Source organism: Bizionia paragorgiae, from assembly GCF_900107625.1.
GTDB classification, from domain to species: Bacteria; Bacteroidota; Bacteroidia; order Flavobacteriales; family Flavobacteriaceae; genus Bizionia; species Bizionia paragorgiae.
Map to the genome: position 1 here is coordinate 19,108 of NZ_FNQK01000015.1, position 22,420 is coordinate 41,527.

Consider the following 22,420-nt stretch of genomic DNA (forward strand, 5'->3'; position numbering starts at 1 on the left):
TTTAGATGAGACAACTTAAAATTACCAAGCAGGTAACCAATAGGGAGACCGCTTCATTAGATAAATATCTTCAAGAAATTGGAAAAGTTGACTTAATTACCGCAGACGAAGAAGTAGAATTAGCACAACGCATCAAGGCAGGTGATCAGATCGCTCTTGAAAAGTTGACTAAGGCTAACTTGCGTTTCGTTGTATCGGTAGCTAAGCAATACCAAAATCAAGGATTAACTTTACCAGATTTAATTAATGAAGGTAATTTAGGTTTAATTAAAGCCGCACAACGTTTCGATGAAACGCGTGGGTTTAAATTTATCTCTTATGCTGTTTGGTGGATTAGACAATCTATTTTACAAGCCTTAGCCGAACAATCTCGTATTGTGCGTTTACCGCTTAATAAAATTGGATCGATTAATAAAATCAACAAAACCTTTGCATTCTTAGAGCAAGCACATGAGCGTCCGCCAAGTGCAGAAGAAATTGCAAAAGAATTGGATATGACTATTAACGACGTTAAAGAATCGATGAAGAATTCTGGACGCCACGTTAGTATGGATGCACCATTAGTAGAAGGTGAAGACTCTAACCTTTACGACGTACTAAACTCTGGTGAATCTCCAAATCCAGACCGCGAATTATTACATGAATCGTTACGTACTGAAATTGAAAGAGCGCTTGAAACACTAACACCTCGTGAAGCTGATGTTATCAGACTATACTTTGGTTTAGGTAACCAACACCCAATGACACTGGAAGAAATTGGAGAAACTTTCGATTTAACAAGAGAACGTGTTAGACAAATTAAAGAAAAAGCAATACGCAGACTGAAACATACGTCTCGCAGTAAAATATTAAAAACATACTTAGGATAAGATACATCCTAAGAACCACAACAAACAGTAAAATTTATTCACCTTGGTGAAAAAAGATAACTGTTCGTTTTTTGATTGATGAAAGAACCCACGGCTGATTACCGTGGGTTTATTTATTTAAATAAATTTAACACCATATTGTGTTAGTTTTCACGTGGATTACTATTATTTAATTAAAGATTAATCTTACATTTGTTTGTTGTGAAAATTAAAGAGTATAGTATAGATCTATGATTAAAACCATTTGCTACAAGAGTCACCCACGAGGAAACCGTACTATTTTGGAAAATATGGCCTTGTTAGATGAATCCAAAAAAAGAAATGACACTATCGGCGTTGTTGGCATATTGGTTGTTCATGAAGATGCCTTTTTACAAATTATAGAAGGGGAGTCTCAAAAAATTGACGATTTATTTAATAGTATTCTAAAAGATAATAGACATAAGGATATTACAGTAATTCTCAACGAACCTATAAAGGAATACACCTTTAATAGCTTTGAAGTCGATTATTCTGTGCTTCAGAATATAGACTCTTTGTACGCTTTACAAGAGTATGTTAACCACTTGGAAGTTAACAAAAAAGAGCACAGTGATGTATTTTCAAATTTTTTAGCTAATCTGCTTAAAGAACATTCAGAAATATCATAATTTTGTAAAACAACAACTCAACAAAAATTATGTCTTCAAAATTAATTGCTCCCTCTGTATTAGCTGCAGATTTCGGAAATTTACAACGCGATATAGAAATGATTAACTCTAGTGATGCCGATTGGTTTCACATTGATATTATGGACGGTGTTTTCGTGCCTAATATTTCTTACGGTATGCCCGTTTTAAAAGCGATTACTAAACACGCTACCAAAACAATAGATGTTCACTTAATGATTGTCGATCCAGATCGCTATATCAAATCATTTGCCGATTTAGGGAGTGATATTCTTACGGTACATTATGAAGCTTGTACGCATTTACACAGAACGATACAAGCTATAAAGGATGCTGGAATGAAGGCGGGAGTAGCTCTTAATCCACATACTAATATTAACGTCTTAGAAGACACGATTAACGCTATTGATTTGGTATTGGTTATGAGTGTGAATCCTGGTTTTGGCGGACAAAGTTTTATTGAAAACACGTTTAATAAAGTTAAGGATCTAAAAAAACTAATTGAAAGAAAAAACGCAAAAACACTAATAGAAGTCGATGGTGGTGTAACTAACAAAAATGCTAAACAATTAGTAGATGCCGGTGCCGATGCACTTGTGGCTGGATCTTATGTGTTTAAAAGTGATAATCCAACGTCCACGATAAAAGACTTGAAAGATTTGGTTAATAATTAACCAAACACCTTATATCAGAGTAAAAAGGCTTCAAGTAATTGAAGCCTTTTGTTTTTAAAATAGTGTTTGCTTTTATTCTCTTAGAAGTTTTGAGGTGTGTATTTTAATTTTTTCAATTGAAATAAATGCGAGGTTTTTGGCTTAGGTGTAGCTATTCATATAAGCTTTCATGTGGTATTTCTATAAGTGGTAGTGTGTTTATTATAGTCGCGACGCGCTCCCAACTTCCATCTAAATAAAAGTCCGTAGCTAATCATTGTGTTCGATGTCGTTATATTGGTATGTAGTTGCAGTCCGCATCAAAATCGTTTTCCAGTTTTCAAATGCTTATTGATATGCAGTACTAAGGCTTATTTAACAAGATGTGACTTATTATCTGGGTATTCGTATTGAGTATAAGTAAATATTTCGCTTCCTTCTTCTGGGTAGCCAGGCCAAGGTGTTTTATTAGGTGTATTTAAGACTGCTAGTATCGGGAGCATAAGAACCTAATAGGATAAACTTTTATCTTGTGTAGTCTTCCGCTGGTTGTAGGTATAAGTTCTAGAGTGAAGGGAAGTGAATTAAAAAAGCCACGGCGAAGTGCAGTGGCTTTAATGCTTTAAGAAGATGCTTAAAGCTTAGCTTAAAGCTTCTTTTATTCTTTTAATAGCTTCTATAATTTGTTCTTGAGAGGCAGCATAAGAAATTCTAATACAGTCTGGGTTACCAAAAGCATCACCAGTAACTGTAGCAACTAGTGCTTCTTCTAATAAATACAATGAGAAGTCAGTAGCGTTATTTATCGTTTTCCCTCGTAATGTTTTTCCAAAGAACGCGGTTACGTTTGGAAACACATAAAAGGCACCTTCAGGAATGTTTGTTTTAAAACCTTCGATATCATTTAATAAATCTAATACTAAATCACGACGGATTTTAAACTCATCAATCATATACTTCACTGAAGATGGTTCTGCGTTTAAAGCCGTAATTACAGCGCGTTGTGCAATACAGTTGGCACCACTAGTAATTTGCCCTTGCATTTTATTACACGCGCGAGCAATCCAATCTGGAGCACCAATATATCCAATTCTCCATCCTGTCATGGCAAAGGCTTTAGATACACCATTAACCGTAATAGTACGATCAAACATGCCTGGAATTCCAGCCATACTAGCATGTGCTTTTCCTGTGTAGTTTATATGCTCGTAAATCTCATCAGAAACCACATAGAGATTCGGGTGTTTTAAAATCACTTCAGCAAGTGCTTCTAGTTCTTCTTTGCTATACAGTGAACCACTTGGGTTACACGGTGAGCTAAACCAAATCATTTTAGTTTGTGGTGTAATAGCAGCCTCTAATTGAGCGGCTGTCATTTTAAAGTCGTTATCTATTGTTGTTTTAACCTCTACAGGAGTCCCTTCGGCAAGCTTAACAATATCACTATAACTTACCCAATATGGGCAAGGTAAAATAACTTCATCACCTTTATTTAACATAACCATTGCTATGTTGGCTAGAGACTGTTTAGCTCCTGTAGACACCACAATTTGTGGCAAGGTGTAACTTAAATTATTGTCTCTCTTAAACTTGGTGATTACAGCTTCTTTTAATTCAACATACCCATCTACTGGAGAATAGGAATTGTAGTTGTCATTAATAGCATCAATAGCAGCTTCCTTGATAAAATCGGGAGTGTTAAAATCGGGTTCACCAAGGCTTAAACCAATAATATCTTTGCCTTCAGCTCTTAGTTCTCTGGCTTTTGCAGCCATGGCTAATGTAGCTGAAGTAGCCATGTTTAAAATACGTTCTGAAAGTTGTGTACTCATTAAAATGTAAAATTAAGCTTGTAGTGCCGGATTATTCCCCATTTCTTTTAAATATCTGAAATGAGCAATAATAGCTTCACGTGTGGATTTATATTCGTTATAAGGTAAATTAAATTCTTTCGCTGTTTCCTTTACAATTTTAGCTATTTCATTATAGTGAATATGGCTAATGTTAGGGAAGATATGGTGTTCTACTTGGTGATTTAAACCTCCTGTAAACCAGTTTACAATTTTATTGTTTGCTCCAAAATTTACAGTCGTTTTAAGCTGGTGAATAGCCCAAGTGTTTTTCATTGTACCATTTTCTTCAGGAAGTGGCATTTCTGCTTCTTCCATAACGTGTGCTAATTGAAAAACAACACTTAGTATTAAACCTGCAGTATAATGCATAACAAAGAAACCTAATAGAATTTTCCACCACGCCGCATCTAAAATTAGCATAGGTAAAATAATCCACATACTTAAATAAATAAGTTTAGAGATTACCAACTTACTCCAGTTCCATACCGGATTAGGGAATTCACCGTAAGATAACTTACGCTTCATATAACGTCTCATTTGTTGGATATCGGTAGTAATAGCCCAGTTAATAGTTAATAAACCGTATAATAATACAGAGTAGTAGTGTTGAAATTTATGGTGCTTTCTCCATTCAGAATGCTTTGTGAAACGCAATATACGCCCCGCTTCTAAATCTTCATCATGCCCATGAATATTGGTATACGTATGGTGTAAAACATTGTGCTGAACTTGCCAGTTATACACGTTACCTGCAAGGATGTAAATGCTACTTCCCATAATACGATTTACCCATTCTTTATTAGAAAAGGAACCATGGTTACCATCGTGCATAACATTCATACCAACACCGGCCATTCCAATTCCCATAACAACCGTTAGTAGTAATTGCCCCCAGCCAGGAAGGTTTAGTGTTAATATTAAGAAATAAGGGACTAAAAATATCGAAAACATAATGATGGTTTTCAACCATAATTTCCAATTTCCAGTACGTTTTATATTATTGTCTTTAAAATAAGAATTTACTCGTTTGTTAAGTGTGCGGAAGAATTTCGCTGGATCAGTTCTCGAAAAGGATAGTGATTGCTCTGTCATAATTTAATTGTATTTAATAAGATAACGCACAAAACGTGCCAATCATATTTGGCCTCAAAGATAATTAATAAAGGTGGTTAACTAATATACAAAATCATAAATTTATGAGTTTAAAATGTATATTTTTGCAATAAAATTTATCTATGGAGCTTATTTTAAAATATTTCCCTGACCTTACTCAGGATCAAATAAATAAATTCACAAAGCTTGAAGAGCTTTATAAAGACTGGAATTTAAAGATAAATGTGGTGTCCCGTAAAGATATAGATGAGCTGTATTTACGCCATGTTTTACATTCTTTAGCGATTGCGAAAGTGATTCAGTTTGAAGACGGTTCGAAAATTATGGATGTGGGTACTGGAGGGGGATTCCCTGGAATACCATTAGCGATTTTATTTCCAGAATGCTCATTTCATTTGGTAGATAGTATTGCTAAAAAATTAAAAGTAGTGAATGAAGTGGTGGAAGGTCTCGGACTTGAAAATGTGAGAACAACCCACTCTCGAGTAGAAGAAATAAAAGAGACTTACGACTTTATTGTGAGCCGCGCCGTGGCGGCTATGCCAACTTTTGTACATTGGATTAAAGGAAAAGTAGCAAAAGATCAAAAGCACACACTTAAAAATGGCGTGATTTATTTAAAAGGTGGCGATTTGGATGACGAGTTAAAAGACTATAGAACGGCAACTATTTATAATATCTCCGATTACTATACAGAAGCATTTTATGAAACTAAAAAAGTAGTACACCTCCCTATTAAGTGGAGAGGTTGATTTTATAGTTAAAGATAAATAAAAAAGGCTTCTTATTAAGAAGCCTTTTTTATTTACTAGTGTATGTTTTTAAAAGGAAGTCGCTAGATTTAAAGTAACACCGGTGTTTTTGCTAACTGGTCTACAGACCCCTCCCACACAAATCAATCCACCTCTTTGTCTACCGTAATTTAGAGATACTCTAGTAGCACCCTTGGTGAAACTACCACCCATATTAAAGAAATGAATTTTTGAATTTTCAATAAAAGGACTGTCTTCATAATTGTATGAATCATTGAAATAAACGCCTAATTTCGAGTTCAAAAAATACTCAACGGTGCCTCCCACCCAATTCCTTGCGTCATCATTGGTTGATAAATGTTGCGCTTCTAACCTTACAGATTTTCCATTGCCAAATTTATAGGTTCCTTCTGCAATTCCAATCCAAGCATCTACTTTTGCACCATTTGCTTCTACCAAATAATCTGAATTGTAATGCAAATCTATGAGTGTAAATATAGAACTGAAATTCTTTGTCCATTTTTTATTAATCTCTAAGTTGAATTCTGAATATATCTTATTTTTAAAATTTAAAAAATCGCTTTCATAAGTAAGGTTGTCACTACTAAAATAGGGCATGCCATCTTGATCAGTAACATCAACATTTAAAGCGGCCCAATAAGCTAAATTAGCTGATATTTTAGTTCCGTACTTCCCTCCCAATAATGAGCCTTTTTTAATTTTATAAAACACATCTATTTGGTTACCTATTTCTCCCGCTTTTACTCGAGGAGTTTCATAATTTTCAACATATAATCCAGGTTGAGCTTGATAGATGTAAATGTTTGCAAGCGTGTAATCATGTTGCTTGGTTAAAGCAGGTAAGTAGTTAAGTGTGGCTCTGTTTGTAGGATTGTTAATTAGATTTCTGTCTTCCCTTTGAGAGTGAAAACTCATGTTTTCTAGTCTTCTAAAGGTGTAGTTTAAACCAAATCCTTTTGCGGAATATCCTAAATTAAATAATAAGGCATTTCCATCAAATAGTTTGTTTTCTGAAAAGGAAACTTTGTCCGGTCTGATGTTGTTGAGTCTAACATCTTTTTCTTTGGTAATGTACTCTATATTCGTATAGATGTCTTTAAACGAAAGGCCTAAGCGGGCAGAGTACGCTCCGACACTTTCTGGAATAGCTACTTTGTTAATGTCTAAACTTGTGCTTTCAAAATCCTCTTTTCTATTAACATAACTTAGGCCCATGCTAAATTGATCAAAGAATTTGGAGTCTATTAATTCGCCTATATTTAATTCTGCATTAAATGCCATAATGTCTGAGTTTGATACATCAAAGCCTCTTCTTTGGTTTCCGTAGAGCCCTGTAACTTCTAAAAAGTTAAAAGGAGTATATTTAACACGTCCTCCTCGAATAGAATTGTTGAGTCCTAAAGCTCTATCCTCCCATGCTCGAAGAATTAATCCGCTTCCAAATTGTTCATAAAAGTATCCCGCAGTGGCATCTACCTTGTTTGTTCTATAGTTTATGTAATATTGAGCTAGTCCTACTTCGCGGTCTAGTTCTTTGTCATAGTTTAACAGTGCCTGAGGGGCGTAACTTTCTACCTGAACTCCCGCTGAAAAATTACTTAAGAAATAGTAATTTAGTTTTAAATAACTATTAGCTCTAAGATGTTCTTCTTCTTCAAATTGTCCGGTTTCTTTATCATTTAGATACCATTGTGCATTACTTTCAAAACTCCCTGTTAAATTATTAAAAAACTTATTAAAAGTGGTTGTTGACGTTGTAGTACTATCAATGTTTTCTTGACTAAATAATAGTGTAGGTAATAGTAGGCATCCTAGTAATAAATTAATAGTGCTTTTCATTTTGGGTAATTAGTTATTGGTTGGTATAGTTAGTCACTCCGTGAAGAGTAATTTTAGATATGTTTTTTCAACTCTTTATATAGAGCGTCTTCAGCTCCGGGAGTGTATCCGGAATGACGAAATACAATCTCTCCGTTTTTAACTATTAGTGTCAATGGTACAGTGGCAATATTTAAAGCTCTTTTTAAATCGTTATTAGTATCAAGTAATATAGTGTAGTCCCAATCTTTCCCATTTACCAAAGGTTTTACTCTGTTTACAGTTCTAGAGTCATCTATGGATACCGCAACTAACTGAACATTTGTTTCGTCTTGCCAGTCTTGATAGACATCATTAATAGCATCTAATTCATTTTTACAAGGTACGCACCACGTAGCCCAAAGGGATACAATTACTAAGTCGTTTTTAGCAGTAAACTCGGCTAGGCTAGTTGTTTTTCCGTCTAAGGTTTTGATGGCGGTGCCTAAAGCTTGCTCTTGAGAATATATAAATGAAGATGTTAATAATATAATTATTAGTAATGTTTTTTTCATAATTCTTAGTTTTAATAAAAGATTTTTGTCGAATTGTGTTATATTCGGCAAAATAACCAAATATAATATCATAATGAAAACAAAAAGCATTTTTAATTTATTCTTCATGACGCTCGTTATAATGGCGTTTAGTTTTACGTCCTGTGGGTCGGATGATGATGGAAACAGTGGGGAACAATTATCTTCAATTACGTTATCTAGTTCTGCAAATGGAGGGCTAGTAGGTGATGAGTTCACTTTTACAGTTAAGGATAATAATAATAATAATATTACTGCAAATGCAGAAATAAAAGTTGACGGCGTTATTATCTCAAATCCACATGTGTTTTCATCTAATGGGGTGTATAGTGTTGTAGCAACGTATTCAGGGAAAACGTCTAATGCGTTAAACATAATTATAGATCAGGAATTATCTATTTCTATGACATATAATCCAGAGTCTGTTACTAATCAAGATATGGTGAGCTTCACTGTTATGAATAATTTAGGTGTTGATGTGACGAGTAATACAGTGTTAACTTTAGGTGGAGTAGAAATTTCTAATCCTTACCAGTTTACTAATTTAGGAGATAATGTAGTTACAGCGTCATATAGTTCATTTACGACTTCAGAAACAATAAATGTAACTAGAGGGTTTACGAAGAAAGTATTATTAGAAGATTTTACGGGAACTTGGTGTCCAAATTGCCCCCCAGCTGCTGCATCAGTAAGTAATGTGACAAGTTCATATTCTAATGTATTTGGTGTTGGTTACCACGATGGTGTTTCTGGTTACCCGGACCCAATGGAGATTCCTGAAACGGCATTTTGGGCGTCTTATTATAATGTGACCGGTTTCCCTACAGTATATGTGAACGGTCCAGACACGAGGTGGGATTTCCCAGGAATCGCTCAAATAAATAGCGAATTGGCAGAGAAAGCCACTACAGGTCTATCTATTGATTCCGAAATTGTAGGAGGGCTTCTAAACTTAGAGGTTAAAGTTGCTTTTAATCAAATCCCATCCGAAGAAGTTAAATTAATGCTTTATTTAGTAGAGGACAATGTAACGACTTCATCGCCACAAGCAGGATCTAATCAAGGTGCTAATTACGTGCACAAAGATGTGTTACGTAAAGTATATTCAGATCAGTTGGGAGATGTGATTCCAGCAGGGAGCATCTCGTTGTCTTCAGACTATACCTTCTCGCTAACAGGGGTGGCTTTACCGTCTAATATTAATGATATGAATCAGTTAAAAATTATTGCTTTTGTAAGAAACACTTATACGAAAACATTTGTTGACTATTTTGGTACAACTCATGCAAATTCTCCGCATTATGATATCTACAATGTTCAAGAAGCTGAAGTAGGAAGTGCTGTAGGTTTTGATTAAAAGATATTTGTTACTTGATTTTAAAAAAAATATAAGTATAAAAAAAAACCGAAGCGAAAGCTTCGGTTTTTTTTATACTATTTAAGGAGTTAATTACTCTCCTAAAAATGGGTATCTGTAATCTTCTGGAGTTACAAATGTTTCTTTAATTAATCGAGGAGAAATCCAACGCATTAAGTTTTGTGCCGAACCTGCTTTGTCATTTGTACCAGATGCTCTAGCACCTCCAAATGGTTGTTGTCCTACAACAGCACCTGTTGGCTTGTCGTTAATATAGAAGTTACCAGCACTGTTTTGTAAAGCTGTAGTTGCCTCGTTAATAGCGTATCTACAAGTTGCTAAAATAGCTCCTGTTAATGCGTATTCACTAGTTTCATCAACTAATTTTAAAGTTTCTGAGAACTTGTCTTCATCATATACATAAATGGTAATAACCGGACCAAATAACTCGTCTACCATTGTTGTATATTTCGGATTTGTTGTAACGATAACCGTAGGCTCAATAAAGTATCCTTTAGATTTGTCGTAGTTACCTCCAATAATGACCTCGGCATCTTTATCATTTTTAGCATCGTCAATATACTTTGCTAATTTATCGAAAGATCCCTCGTTGATTACTGCAGTAATAAAGTTACCCATGTCTTCTGGAGAACCCATTTTAAATGACTTTACGTCTTCGATAACGAAATTCTTCACCTCTTCCCAAATGTTGCTAGGGATGTATGCGCGAGATGCAGCACTACATTTCTGACCTTGGAATTCGAAAGCACCTCTAGAAATAGCTGTTGCTACTTGCTTAGGTTTAGCCGTTTTGTGTGCAACGATAAAATCTTTACCACCAGTTTCACCAACGATTCTAGGGTAGGTTTTATAGTTTGCAATATTGTTTCCTATTTGTTTCCATAAATCTTGGAATACTGGAGTAGATCCTGTGTAGTGTAATCCAGAAAAATCAGGACTAGCCATAACCGTATCGGTAATCATTCCTGGGTTACCAAATACAACGTTAATAACTCCTGCAGGAACACCAGCTTCTTCAAAGACATCCATGATTACTTTTGCAGAATACACTTGGTTGTTACTAGGTTTCCAAACTACAACATTCCCCATCATAGCCATACAAGATGGTAAGTTTCCTGCTATAGCAGTAAAGTTAAAAGGTGTTACTGCATAAGTAAACCCTTCTAATGGTCTGTATTCAACTCTGTTCCAAGCATCACTTGTGCTTTCTGGTTGTTCTTGGTAAATGTCAGACATAAACTGAACATTATAACGTAAAAAGTCTATTAACTCACAAGCCGAATCAATTTCTGCTTGGTAGATATTTTTAGACTGCGCAAGCATGGTTGCGGCGTTTATTTTAGCTCTATAAGGTCCCGCGATTAATTCAGCAGCTTTTAAAAAGATACCAGCGCGTTGTTCCCATGGCATTTGAGACCATTCTTTTCGTGCTTCAAGAGCCGTAGCAATAGCCTCTTCAACGTGAGATTTTTCAGCTAAGTGGTATTCACCAAGAATATGCTTGTGATCGTGAGGTGGAGACATTGTTCTAGTGTTTCCAGTTTCTACGTATTTACCGTTTATATACAAAGGCACGTTAACTTTCTCGTTATACATTTTTTTGTATTCGTTTAATACGGCTTCTCTTTCTGGAGATCCTGGTGCGTAACTTTTAACAGGCTCGTTAATAGCAATTGGCACATTGAAAAATCCTTTTCCCATGATAGTATGTTATTTTTTATTATAAATTTTCGAAGCACAAAGTTACGAATATTTTAGCGATTTATTTTTGTACTCTTCAGACTTAATATTTCTTTAGTTTTGTGTTATTTTTGAATAACATTTAGCTGCTTTCTAACGTCGTAATTCTATGTGTACCGTAACTTTATTTCCAGTAAATGCTACCGATTTTATTTTAACGTCCAACCGTGACGAATCTCCAAATCGTCTTGCATTGGCGCCACGAATATATACAATGGGTTCTGCGGAAGTACTGCTGCCAAAAGATGAAATTTCTGGTGGAAGCTGGATAGGCGCAAGTTCTAAAAAAAGAGTGTTGTGTTTGCTCAATGGCGGAAGTATTCCATATATAAGAAAAGCATCTTACAGAAAAAGTAGAGGAGAAGTAGTTCGCGATTTTTTAACGGCTGATATGCTTTTAGAAACAATTGAAGCTTATAACCTTAGCGATATAGAGCCTTTTACATTAGTAATTTCCGATTGGAACACGAGATTAAATTATTATGAATTTATTTGGGACGGACTAGCAAAACAGCTCACTCTATTACCACCCGAACCCCGAATATGGTCTTCTACTACCTTATATACGCAACAGCAAAAGGACCTGAGAAAAGATTGGTTTGAAACGTTTAAATCTAATAACGTATTAAATGCGCAATCGTTATTAAAATTTCACCACACCGCTGGAAACGAACACCCAGATTTTGGAGTGATTATGGATCGCGGTTTCGTGAAAACCACAAGTATTACTCAAGTTATAAAAAATAAAAATAAGATAGCAATGCGTTTTGAGAGTTTGGATTCTGGGGAGGTGATAGAAAAAGAACTTTAGTGGAGAGGTTTGTTTTTTGTTGTTATTGTGTAAAAATGGTATCGAAATAACCTTCTCTAATTTGCACTATTTCTCCCGTTACAGGATTTAAAATATCAAACCAAAAAGTTCCTGATACAATGTTATTTGTAAAATCTAATTTTGTTATAGTTAATTCTCCAGAGTTATTTATATCTGTAGTACTAGACTCACCCTGAGTAGTCGATATGCTAAAAAAAGCACTACCAGCCGCATTTCCATTAGTTTCTTCTATTAATTGTAAAGTTTCTCCTTCCATTATAGTTTTTGCTATAGTTCCAAATGAAATACTCCATGGTAAATTTGTATTTTTATAATTATTATCAATACCGCTGATACTAAAGTAGTATTCACCATCAACGTTTTGATAAAAGCAATTAAAAAATCCACCACTGGTGTCTATAAAATTTTGTCCATTTACCTTACAAGCAAAAGTGCCTGCACCACTTTGTGTAATTGGTGGTAAAGGTTGGTCATCGTTATCATCATCTTTATTGCAACAGGTTAATAACCCGCAAATGGAAAATAGTATTAGTAATTTTTTCATAATATCTATTTTTTATTGGTTAATGTTTATGGGATATATTGTAAGTCAAAGCGACCATTAGTAATTGAAATATCATCACAACTATTCGTTGCTGTGGAAAAATCAAATGTTCCAGAAATTATGAAATTTGTTTGATCAAAATTTGATATTGTTATTATACCATTTAGAGTGCTTGGGTAATCATAATAGCACCCATTTCCATTGTTGATATATAAAGATTGATTAGTTGGTGTATTGGTTAAGTTATAACTTGTATTTTGGGTAATAACTTCACTAGCTCTTATTATTACACGTATATCCATATCCGAATTATCTATGCCACCACCAATTTGTAAAACGCCTCCTTGGTAAATAGCTGTTTGTTGAGAAGTGTTAGTAACATTTATTGGTTCCCCATTAACTAAAAAACCAAAGGTATTAGCACCAGTTTGTGTTGCAGGTGGCAATTGGTCTATAGGGTTTGTTGGTTGGTCGTCGTCGTTTTTGTTACAGCAACTTAATGTAAGTGAAACTGTTAGTAGTAAAAGTAGCTTTTTCATAGTTTTGTTTTTTTGATTTAGTAACAAAGTTAGCGGTAGATAGGTTGCCATTACAAGCTTCTATATTTGCAAAACGAACTCCAAATTCTTTAAGGTAGCCTGTGGTAACTTTTGCCTTATCTATATTACCAAATACATATTGCATACGATTGGCATAAGATGAGTTTTGAGCTTGAACATTGTAGAATGTTACAAAGCAAAATAGCAGTAGTAAAAATTTTTTCATAATATCTGTTTTTTATTGGTTAATATTTATGGTATATATTGTAAGTCAAAGCGACCATTGGTTATATTTATGTTTTCACAATCATCAGTTACCGTTGAGAATTCAAATGTGCCAGACACAATAAAGTTTGTAGTATCTATATTTGTTAATGTCATACTACCTTGGTATGTATCTTCATAAGCATAATTACAATTTATTGTTCCTTGTCTTTTTCTGAATTTAGCAGCATGAACAGGAAAATTCGTTAAATCATAACTAGTATTGATATTAATAGGGTCTTCCATTATAATACTTACACTAATATCTCTTTCAGTATTATCAATACCACCTCCAATCTGTAAAATGCCACCTTGATAAATAGCAACTTGCTGTGAAGTGTTTGTAACATTTATTGGTTCTCCATTAGCTAAAAAACCAAAGGTATTAGCACCTGTTTGAGTTGCAGGTGGTAATTGGTCTATTGGGTTTGTGGGTTGGTCGTCGTCGTTTTTGTTGCAATTGCTTACTATAAGAAGCATTGCGAATGCTAAAAGTAGATTTTTCATCGTTTTGTTATATTATTTACTCGGTTTTTTTTAGATATAATTTTTGTGATTTGTTCCAGCAAAACGAGTTTTATTTTATTGGGTAAATTGCATATCAAAGCGTCCTTCACGTATTTGATGAACAACTCCATTGTAATCTTCTATATCGTACCAAAATGTTCCTGATACTATGTTATTAGTAAAGTCAAGTTTTGTGATAGTTAATTCACCTGTGTAATCTTGGGACGTATAGTTTAAGAATGTATTAAAGAAATATATACCACTAGCATTTCCATCTATATTTGCAGAAAGATTATATGTATTTCCTTGATTAATTTCTAGATTTTCTGTCCCAATACCCAATCTAATGAGGTTGTTTTCTGAATTTCTTTTATTAGCTTGAAGAGAAAAGTAATAACCTCCATTAACAAATTGATAGACACAATCTAAAGGGTTTTGGCTAATACCTGGCAAAAAAGGTTCTCCATCTAACAAACAACCAAATGTATTAGCTCCTGTTTGTGTTGCAGGTGGTAATTGGTCTATTGGGTTTGTAGGTTGGTCGTCGTCGTTTTTGTTGCAATTGCTTACTATAAGAAGCATTGCGAATGCTAAAAGCAAATTTTTCATCGTTTTGTTATATTATTTACTCGGTTTTTTTTAGATATAATTTTTGTGATTTGTTCCAGCAAAACGAGTTTTATTTTATTGGGTAAATTGCATATCAAAGCGTCCTTCACGTATTTGATGAACAACTCCATTGTAATCTTCTATATCATACCAAAAAGTTCCTGATACTATGTTATTAGTAAAGTCAAGTTTTGTGATAGTTAATTCACCTGTGTAATCTTGCGAAGTATATGTTTCAAGAGTTGCATAAGAGTATCTTCCATAAGCATTCCCATCAATATTTTCTAGTAAGTTAAATACTTCATTTTCTTCAATCTCTAGAGACTTTGTAGAGAGGGAGAGAGTTATTCTATTATTTAAATCATCTCTTTTATTAGCTTGAAGAGAAAAGTAATAACCTCCATTAATAAATTGATAGACACAATCTAAAGGGTTTTGGCTATTACCTGGCAAAAAAGGTTCTCCATTTAATAAGCACCCAAATGTACCTGCACCAGTTTGTGTTGCAGGTGGCAATTGGTCTATTGGGTTTGTGGGTTGGTCGTCGTCGTTTTTGTTGCAATTGCTTACTATAAGAAGCATTGCGAATGCTAAAAGTAGATTTTTCATAGTTTTTTTGGTTTAAATGTAGGGCTAATTTTAATACTATCATTACGGTAAAAACCGTAATGATTATTTTTTGTTGGTCGTAAATCTGTGAGAAAAGCTGTGGGTATTGCGTTGCGCTGTGTTTAAAATTTTTATAAATTAAATGAGATAGATTAAACTAAAGTATTCAGTTCGCAGAGCGTAAAAAAAACGTATAATAATAGAGCGGGTTTCAAAAGAAACGATGGTCTTTCCGAAGACTAATTTAAATAAAGAACAATTCAAATTAAAACGGCAGAGTTAAAAAATCAGAAGAAAAAAGAATAGTATTAGTTTAGCGCAAAAGGTGCACTTAATTTAAAGGTAGGAATTTCGACATTAAAATACCTGTTGGTAGTGAAATCTAACATTTTATAATGACCGTTCATTGCGCCAAAAGGAGCGCTTAATAAACATCCTGAGGAATAGGTGTGCGATTCGCCCGGTTTTAATACTGGTGTTTTGCCAACAACGCCTTCTCCGGTAACAATTTCGAGAGCGTTAAGTGCGTCGTAAATATTCCAATGTCTCGCTAATAACTGCACCTCATTTTTACTTTGGTTTTCTATAGTTATTTGGTACCCAAAAGCATAGTGGATTTTATAGTCTTTATAAAATGTCCCTTCAAAATGTGTGTCTACAGATATTTTAATACCTTGAGTTACTTGTTGCACCATGACAGCTTGTTTTAGTGTTAGGTCGTAATTAATGTAAGATTATTACGTGTTAAATCATAATAATATATGTAACGATTAAAAATACTCGTTGAAACGCAGATTTAGTTCGTGATATTAACCGAATTGCCTTCACCAACACCAATTATACGATCGTAACGCGCGCCCAAATCGCGGTAATAAATAAGGACTTTGTAATCGTTTTCAGTCTGATAAAAGTTACCGCTTATTGCATTCTCGTCTATAGTTCCCTTCTTGTCTTTTACTACAAATTTGTAATTGTAAAAACCTTGTTTTAAAAGGAGTGGCAGTTCGTAACTCCCTGAGTCGTTATAATAAGTCATCTGGTTGCTTTCGTCTACCACATAATTATTAAAATAACCGTAAACGTGTACGGTCTTATCCTCCGGTAACTGCTCTAATTGCAAGCTAAAATGTACCTGCGCATAATCGGCATTCGTTTTAGGTGTATCCGTATCTAGCGCTGTTATTAAAAAATTACCGTTAATATCGGGGTTGTATGTATACGGCGCGTCATATCTTGGAAGATTGCGGTACAAATACGTGTTGTAAAGCGCCTTGAGTTGTATAAATTGTACTCCGTTATTGGCTCCTCTTAAATCTTTATTTTCAAAATACAAATACTCATTGCCGGCATAAAAACTGCTTTCTTTGGTATAACGGTAGGTTAATTGTTCGCCTAAGATATACTGGGGTTTTAAGTTGGTAATGGCTGTTTTTAAATTGTTATTCTGAATAATAACCGCTTTAACCGCTTGTTTGGGGTTGTTAAATTGAAAATTATTAGCATTAACAACAATGTCTACCGTTTGCTTTTCTTTAATAGCGGATACATCGCGAGAGCGTTTAATGGCCACGCCCACATTAACTATATCTTCATACACCATAAACTTTCGGGTAAACTCAATCTCGTCATAATCGTTATAAATAGTGATAATATAGTTTCCCGATTTTTTTAGTCCACGAGTCTGCTCATTCGGTATCGTCATGGAATAATGCGAATAAATTTGGTACGTGTTAAATGAGTTTTGATACTCGCGAATACGTTGCTCGTTAAAGCCCTCAAGGTATTCAGACTCTATAAGAGACGAAGGTGTCCAATCGGTATTGTAGTGTTTTACTTCGTAGTAATAATCTTCCTCATTACCATTGAGAACATCAAATTCTAAGGTAATTGCCTCTCCTAGTTTAAAAATTGGAAATTCACTTTGCGGACCTTTTCCAAAACTAATGGTTTTAATATAGTCTTGCGGCTGAATCTCTTTTACTTGAGAAAAGACCATGCCAAAAGAGAGTAATGCAAGTAGGAAAAGTTTTGATGATAAAGACATTTTATTGGTTTTAGAGTGTAAATATAAACAAATTCTATGCCTAATCATTTTGGCTTATTTAGAATTGTTATAAATAAATAAGATACTTTTTTTTGAACGTGTAATTAGGTAAATATTCGTAAATTTGCCTCGATTTTTATTGATCGTAAAAATCATATCAATAAACTATTAACAAATAGATTTTTAATATGTCAAACGACATTAAGATTAAGAAGGGTCTAGATATAAAGCTACAAGGAGCTGCTGAAAAGGTGACTGAAAACGCCATTATTAGTAACTTTTATAGCGTTAGACCAGACGACTTCCACAGTGTAACTCCTAAATTGGTAGTTAAAGTTGGCGCAAAAGTAAAAGCAGGAGATGTTCTCTTTTACAATAAAGCTAACGAAGACGTAAAATTCGTATCTCCTGTTTCTGGTGAGATAGTTGAAATTCCTCGAGGAGCAAAAAGAAAGATTCTTTCAGTAAAAATTCAAGCTGATAAAGAACAAACCTTCAAAGATTTTGGGACTTTAAATGTTGATAGCGCAAATGCTGATGCTATAAAGTCAAGATTGCTTGAGTCGGGTTGTTGGGCTTTTGTAAAACAACGTCCTTACGATGTTATTGCAAAACCTGAAGTTACCCCTAAAGCGATTTTTGTATCGGCTTACGCCAGTGCACCATTAGCTGCTGATTTAGACTATGTGTTACAAGGCAAAGAGGCAGAGCTTCAAGCTGCGGTAACGGCATTGGGTAAATTAACGAATGGTAAGGTTCATGTGAGTGTGGATAAAAATGGTAACTCTCCATTGGCTGGGTTATCAGGTATCACACTTCATAAAGTGTCAGGGCCACACCCGTCAGGGAATGTGGGGACACAAATTAATAAAATCGATCCAGTAAATAAGGGTGAGACCGTGTGGACAGTAAGTGCACAAGATCTTGTTATTATTGGAGAGTTGTTATTAACCGGAAAATTTAGCGCAAAACGTACTGTTGCTTTAGCAGGGTCTTCTGTTAAAAAACCAAGATATTTCAAAACCGTAATTGGTAGTGAAGTCGCTACTATGGTTTTTGATAATGGTGTAGAAAAAGGCGGTAACGATCGTATTATTTCTGGTGATGTGTTAACTGGACTACAGGTTAAGGCCGACGGGTATTTAGATTATTATAGCAATATAATAACAGTTATCCCAGAAGGTGATGATTATGAGTTTTTTGGATGGAATAAGCCTGTATTTAACAAAGTGTCTACGTCTAGAGCAATGACGTTCTCTTGGTTGACACCAAATAAAAAATACGACTTAAATACCAATACAAACGGAGAGCATAGAAATTTTGTAACTACAGGAACATTCGAGGAAGTATTTCCTTTAGATATTTACCCGATGCAAATTCTAAAAGCATGTATGTATGAGGATTTAGATGAAATGGAAGCTTTAGGGATGTACGAAGTAGCACCTGAAGATTTTGCTTTAACAGAATTCGTATGTGTGTCTAAGCAACCACATCAAGATATTATTAGAAAAGGTTTAGACTTAATGCTTAAAGAAATTGGATAAATTATTCATTGCATAAAGCAAAATGAAAAATACACAAGATGGGTTTAAAAAATAATTTACATAATTTAAAAGAGAAGTATAAGGGGACTAAGATGGCACCTGCGTTTAACGCAATCCATACGTTTTTATACTTGCCAAATGAGACCACTCACAATGGAACTCATATTAAGGTGGCCGACGATTTAAAAAGAACAATGAACACTGTTATTATGGCATTGGTTCCTTGTTTAATTTTTGGAATCTTCAATGCAGGTTACCAACATCATGCAGCAATCAATGCTGCTAAAGGTATCGCTACCGAAGTGTCTTTAATGGGGAATTTCCTAACTTGGGATAATTTTGTTATAGGTGCTTGGACAGTATTGCCATTAGTCATAGTGTCGTACGTAGTCGGTTTAGCCGTTGAGTTTGTTTTTGCTGTAATTAAAGGTCATGAAGTAGAAGAAGGTTACTTAGTAACTGGAATGTTAGTGCCTTTAATCGTTCCAATCGACACACCACTATGGATGCTTGCAGTAGCTGTTATCTTTGGAGTTGTTATTGGTAAAGAAGTGTTTGGAGGAACAGGAATGAATATTCTTAACCCGGCGCTTACTATTCGTGCCTTTTTATTCTTCGCCTACCCAACATGGATGTCGGGAGATAAAGTATGGGTACACGGAGCTAAAGCAATGGAAGGTCAGCCAGACGCCATATCAGGTGAAACTATTTTAGGTAGTTTAGCACAAAACCAAACCGTAGCTTACGATTGGACCGATATGTTCTTCGGATTTATTCCTGGTTCTGTTGGAGAGACTTCAGCCTTGTTAATTTTATTAGGAGGATTGTTCTTAATCTTTTCTAAAATTGGAAGCTGGAGAATTATGTTGTCTTCTGTTTTAGGAGCTGTTGTTATGGGGTTAATCTTTAACGGTGTTGTAGATGCCGGATGGATCTCAGAATCTAGTAAGTTTTACGGATTAATGAGCACCGATTTCTGGATGCACTTATTAATTGGAGGATTTGCTTTTGGTACCGTTTATATGGCTACCGATCCTGTTACCGCTTCACAAACAAACAAAGGAAAATGGATTTACGGATTCTTAATTGGATTTATTTCTATTATGATTCGTGTCTTCAACCCAGCATACCCAGAAGGTGTAATGTTAGCGATTTTATTAATGAACGTGTTTGCGCCAACTATCGACCACTATGTGGTACAAGGTAACGTTAAGCGTAGAATGAAACGTTTAAAACTAAAAACAGCATAATTATGGCAGTTAATACAGATAAAAATTCATACACCATACTATTTGCTATCGCAATGGTGGTTGTAGTAGGTTCCTTATTAGCCTTTACAGCGTCTTCTTTAAAACCAACAATTGAGGAGAACGAGCGTATGGAAAAACAACAAAACATTCTATATGCTATCGGCGTAAATGAGAATGGAGATAATGATATTGTTTTTGTTGGTACAGACAAAGTAGGTGATTTGTTTTCTACAAAAATTTCAGAGCAATTAGTTTTGGAGTCTAAAGATGGAAACATTGTTAAGCAAATGACACGTCAAGAGTATATGACGGCAAATAACAATCAAGAACCTTACTTAATTGATGTTAAAAAACAACAAGCAAACGCTAAGGCTGGAGCGTCTAGATTATTGCCTCTATTTGTAGGAGAGAAAGATGGTCAAACCGTATATGTTGCCCCTATAAGAGGTAAAGGTTTATGGGATGCTATCTGGGGATATGTTGCATTAGATAAGAATATGGTTATTCAAGGGGTGTTCTTTGATCACGCTGGAGAAACACCAGGTTTAGGTGCTAATATTAAGCAACGTTATTTTATGGATGATTTCGAAGGAGAGCATTTACTTAGCGATACTGGAGCCTTTAAAGGAATTACAGTAGCTAAAGGAAATAACGATCCACTAAACGAAAGAAAAGAAGATTTTAAAGTTGATGCCTTAGCAGGAGCAACAATTACAGGAGATGGTATTGCCGCAATGATAAAAAATGATTTAAAATTGTATGTGCCTTTCTTCGAGAACTTAAAAAAACAAACTAACTAATATGGGACTACTTTCAAAAAAGGACAGTAAGTTAATTACCGATCCGTTAGCAGATAATAACCCAATTACTATTCAAGTACTAGGTATTTGTTCGGCGTTAGCAATTACTGCCGAGCTAAAAGCGTCGCTTGTAATGGGAATTGCAGTGTTATTCGTATTAGGAATAGGAAATGTTGTTATCTCTTTAATGCGTAACATTATTCCTTCAAAAATTAGAATTATTGTACAACTTATCGTTGTAGCAACTCTAGTAATTATTGTAGATCAAGTTTTAAAAGCCTTTGCATACGAGTTAAGTAAAACCCTATCTGTTTTTATTGGGTTAATTATTACAAACTGTATCATTATGGGGCGTTTTGAAGCCTTTGCCTTAGGTAACGGACCTTGGAGAGCGTTCTTAGATGGTATTGGAAACGCTTTAGGATATGCTGTGATTCTTATTATAGTAGGTTTCTTTAGAGAACTACTTGGATCTGGTACTTTATTCGGTATCCCTGTACTTGGAGATGCAATTGAAAAAACAGGTGTTTACGCTTTAGGATACGAGAATAATGGGTTTATGTTAATGCCTCCAATGGCTTTAATTATCGTAGGACTTATTATTTGGGTACAACGTAGTAGAAACAAAGCATTAATCGAAGACTAATCAAAACACAGTTTATGTTCGCGTTTGTATTAACAACAACAAAAACTAAAAAAATAAAAGACAATGATAGAACACATAGAATTATTTTTTAAGTCAATCTTTATTGACAATATGGTGTTTGCGGTATTCTTAGGTATGTGTTCATACTTAGCAGTATCTAAAAAAGTAGCTACAGCTGTTGGTTTAGGAGCGGCGGTAATATTCGTATTAGCTATTACAGTACCATTAAACTGGTTATTAGATCAGTATTTACTACAGCCAGGTGCTTTAAAATGGTTAGGTGCAGAATATGCAGATTACGATTTAAGCTTCCTATCTTTCATTATGTTTATTGCTACCATCGCAACAATGGTACAATTGGTAGAGATAGTAGTTGAAAAATTCTCACCTTCACTTTATAACTCATTAGGTATTTTCTTACCACTTATTGCAGTAAACTGTGCCATCTTAGGAGGGTCTTTATTCATGCAAGCTCGTGAAATTGAAACACTAGGATTAGCTCTTAATTACGGAGTGTCTTCTGGAATCGGATGGTTTTTAGCAATTCTAGCTATTGCAGCAATCCGTGAGAAAATCAGATATAGTAATGTACCTGCTCCGCTAAGAGGTTTAGGTATTACTTTTATCATTACCGGATTAATGGGTATTGGTTTCTTAAGTTTTGGTGGAATGTTAACAGGAGGTGATGAAGAAGAAGCGCCTAAAGAAGGAGAACCAACGTCTCAGGTAGAAACAATAGAAACGGAAACTGAAACAGTAGTAGAATTAGCCAATAACACTAAAATAATAGAATAA

The 22,420-nt window shown here is 34.7% G+C and carries 25 protein-coding genes; 11 read left to right on the forward strand and 14 right to left on the reverse strand.

The genetic code is table 11. The features are described 5' to 3' along the window. Positions 1-5 precede the first annotated feature (5 nt). From BLV64_RS10990 to rpe, 3 genes are all read left to right on the forward strand, one after another. Entirely contained in the window at positions 6-869 is an 864-nt protein-coding gene (locus tag BLV64_RS10990) for a sigma-70 family RNA polymerase sigma factor (protein ID WP_055435630.1), read from the forward strand. A gap of 230 nt (positions 870-1,099) precedes the next feature. Further along, complete coding sequence (locus BLV64_RS10995) at positions 1,100-1,519, forward strand: BLUF domain-containing protein (protein ID WP_092135303.1); 420 nt, start codon at positions 1,100-1,102, stop codon at positions 1,517-1,519. A gap of 29 nt (positions 1,520-1,548) precedes the next feature. Beyond that, positions 1,549-2,211, forward strand: coding sequence for a ribulose-phosphate 3-epimerase (gene rpe / locus BLV64_RS11000; protein WP_092135306.1), 663 nt, complete (start codon positions 1,549-1,551; stop codon positions 2,209-2,211). Positions 2,212-2,561: 350 nt separating this feature from the next. On the opposite strand, the gene BLV64_RS14800 is transcribed toward rpe, so the two are convergent. The 3 genes from BLV64_RS14800 to BLV64_RS11010 all read right to left on the reverse strand — a co-directional run bounded on the left by BLV64_RS14800 (position 2,562) and on the right by BLV64_RS11010 (position 5,135). Then, positions 2,562-2,693, reverse strand: coding sequence for a hypothetical protein (locus BLV64_RS14800; RefSeq protein ID WP_262484289.1), 132 nt, complete (start codon positions 2,691-2,693; stop codon positions 2,562-2,564). A 138-nt stretch (positions 2,694-2,831) separates the two neighbouring features. Beyond that, positions 2,832-4,022, reverse strand: coding sequence for a pyridoxal phosphate-dependent aminotransferase (locus tag BLV64_RS11005; protein ID WP_092135309.1), 1,191 nt, complete (start codon positions 4,020-4,022; stop codon positions 2,832-2,834). 12 nt (positions 4,023-4,034) lie between these two features. Beyond that, positions 4,035-5,135 carry a fatty acid desaturase family protein gene (locus BLV64_RS11010; RefSeq protein WP_092135311.1) on the reverse strand — a complete coding sequence of 367 codons (1,101 nt, stop codon included), beginning with the start codon at positions 5,133-5,135 and terminating at the stop codon, positions 4,035-4,037. 143 nt (positions 5,136-5,278) lie between these two features. Between BLV64_RS11010 and rsmG the strand changes: the two genes are divergently transcribed. Beyond that, positions 5,279-5,908: a 16S rRNA (guanine(527)-N(7))-methyltransferase RsmG gene (gene rsmG / locus BLV64_RS11015; RefSeq protein WP_092135315.1), complete on the forward strand. Its 630-nt coding sequence runs from the start codon at positions 5,279-5,281 to the stop codon at positions 5,906-5,908. Positions 5,909-5,977: 69 nt separating this feature from the next. On the opposite strand, the gene BLV64_RS11020 is transcribed toward rsmG, so the two are convergent. Continuing rightward, positions 5,978-7,768, reverse strand: coding sequence for a DUF6029 family protein (locus BLV64_RS11020; RefSeq protein WP_092135318.1), 1,791 nt, complete (start codon positions 7,766-7,768; stop codon positions 5,978-5,980). Positions 7,769-7,821: 53 nt separating this feature from the next. After that, positions 7,822-8,301: a TlpA family protein disulfide reductase gene (locus BLV64_RS11025; RefSeq protein ID WP_092135444.1), complete on the reverse strand. Its 480-nt coding sequence runs from the start codon at positions 8,299-8,301 to the stop codon at positions 7,822-7,824. A gap of 106 nt (positions 8,302-8,407) precedes the next feature. Between BLV64_RS11025 and BLV64_RS11030 the strand changes: the two genes are divergently transcribed. Further along, positions 8,408-9,676, forward strand: coding sequence for an Omp28-related outer membrane protein (locus BLV64_RS11030; RefSeq protein ID WP_177165327.1), 1,269 nt, complete (start codon positions 8,408-8,410; stop codon positions 9,674-9,676). Positions 9,677-9,769: 93 nt separating this feature from the next. Here the strand turns inward: BLV64_RS11030 and pruA are convergent, their stop codons facing one another. Further along, the gene (gene pruA / locus BLV64_RS11035; protein WP_092135324.1) at positions 9,770-11,398 is read right to left on the reverse strand and encodes an L-glutamate gamma-semialdehyde dehydrogenase; all 1,629 of its coding nucleotides are present in this window, start codon (positions 11,396-11,398) and stop codon (positions 9,770-9,772) included. A gap of 148 nt (positions 11,399-11,546) precedes the next feature. Here pruA and BLV64_RS11040 point away from each other — a divergent pair, with 148 nt between their 5' ends. Continuing rightward, entirely contained in the window at positions 11,547-12,248 is a 702-nt protein-coding gene (locus BLV64_RS11040; RefSeq protein WP_092135326.1) for an NRDE family protein, read from the forward strand. A 22-nt stretch (positions 12,249-12,270) separates the two neighbouring features. Here BLV64_RS11040 and BLV64_RS11045 read toward each other — a convergent pair whose 3' ends face one another. The 8 genes from BLV64_RS11045 to BLV64_RS11080 form a co-directional block, all read right to left on the reverse strand. Then, positions 12,271-12,813: a Riean_0653 family protein gene (locus tag BLV64_RS11045; RefSeq protein ID WP_092135329.1), complete on the reverse strand. Its 543-nt coding sequence runs from the start codon at positions 12,811-12,813 to the stop codon at positions 12,271-12,273. Between the two features lie 26 nt (positions 12,814-12,839). Then, positions 12,840-13,352 (reverse strand): Riean_0653 family protein, encoded by a 513-nt coding sequence (locus BLV64_RS11050; protein ID WP_092135332.1) that lies wholly within the window; start codon positions 13,350-13,352, stop codon positions 12,840-12,842. Beyond that, on the reverse strand, positions 13,300-13,578 hold the full coding sequence (locus BLV64_RS11055; RefSeq protein ID WP_092135335.1) for a hypothetical protein: 279 nt from the start codon (positions 13,576-13,578) through the stop codon (positions 13,300-13,302). Before BLV64_RS11055 ends, BLV64_RS11050 begins: the two co-directional genes overlap by 53 nt. Positions 13,579-13,604: 26 nt before the next feature. Next, positions 13,605-14,123 carry a Riean_0653 family protein gene (locus tag BLV64_RS11060; protein ID WP_092135338.1) on the reverse strand — a complete coding sequence of 173 codons (519 nt, stop codon included), beginning with the start codon at positions 14,121-14,123 and terminating at the stop codon, positions 13,605-13,607. 75 nt (positions 14,124-14,198) lie between these two features. Then, positions 14,199-14,732, reverse strand: coding sequence for a Riean_0653 family protein (locus BLV64_RS11065; RefSeq protein WP_092135341.1), 534 nt, complete (start codon positions 14,730-14,732; stop codon positions 14,199-14,201). 75 nt (positions 14,733-14,807) lie between these two features. Beyond that, entirely contained in the window at positions 14,808-15,341 is a 534-nt protein-coding gene (locus BLV64_RS11070) for a Riean_0653 family protein (protein ID WP_092135344.1), read from the reverse strand. A 308-nt stretch (positions 15,342-15,649) separates the two neighbouring features. Next, positions 15,650-16,036, reverse strand: coding sequence for a Co2+/Mg2+ efflux protein ApaG (gene apaG / locus BLV64_RS11075; protein WP_092135346.1), 387 nt, complete (start codon positions 16,034-16,036; stop codon positions 15,650-15,652). Positions 16,037-16,137: 101 nt separating this feature from the next. Further along, entirely contained in the window at positions 16,138-17,385 is a 1,248-nt protein-coding gene (locus tag BLV64_RS11080; RefSeq protein ID WP_092135347.1) for a type IX secretion system plug protein, read from the reverse strand. 188 nt (positions 17,386-17,573) lie between these two features. Here BLV64_RS11080 and BLV64_RS11085 point away from each other — a divergent pair, with 188 nt between their 5' ends. From BLV64_RS11085 to nqrE, 5 genes are all read left to right on the forward strand, one after another. Further along, on the forward strand, positions 17,574-18,929 hold the full coding sequence (locus tag BLV64_RS11085) for a Na(+)-translocating NADH-quinone reductase subunit A (RefSeq protein ID WP_092135348.1): 1,356 nt from the start codon (positions 17,574-17,576) through the stop codon (positions 18,927-18,929). Positions 18,930-18,967: 38 nt separating this feature from the next. Further along, a complete protein-coding gene (locus BLV64_RS11090; protein ID WP_092135349.1) occupies positions 18,968-20,179 on the forward strand; it encodes an NADH:ubiquinone reductase (Na(+)-transporting) subunit B in 1,212 nt (403 codons plus the stop codon). Positions 20,180-20,181: 2 nt separating this feature from the next. Continuing rightward, positions 20,182-20,979: a Na(+)-translocating NADH-quinone reductase subunit C gene (locus BLV64_RS11095; protein ID WP_092135350.1), complete on the forward strand. Its 798-nt coding sequence runs from the start codon at positions 20,182-20,184 to the stop codon at positions 20,977-20,979. Position 20,980: 1 nt separating this feature from the next. Continuing rightward, complete coding sequence (locus BLV64_RS11100) at positions 20,981-21,625, forward strand: NADH:ubiquinone reductase (Na(+)-transporting) subunit D (protein ID WP_092135352.1); 645 nt, start codon at positions 20,981-20,983, stop codon at positions 21,623-21,625. A gap of 63 nt (positions 21,626-21,688) precedes the next feature. After that, on the forward strand, positions 21,689-22,420 hold the full coding sequence (gene nqrE / locus BLV64_RS11105) for an NADH:ubiquinone reductase (Na(+)-transporting) subunit E (RefSeq protein ID WP_092135355.1): 732 nt from the start codon (positions 21,689-21,691) through the stop codon (positions 22,418-22,420).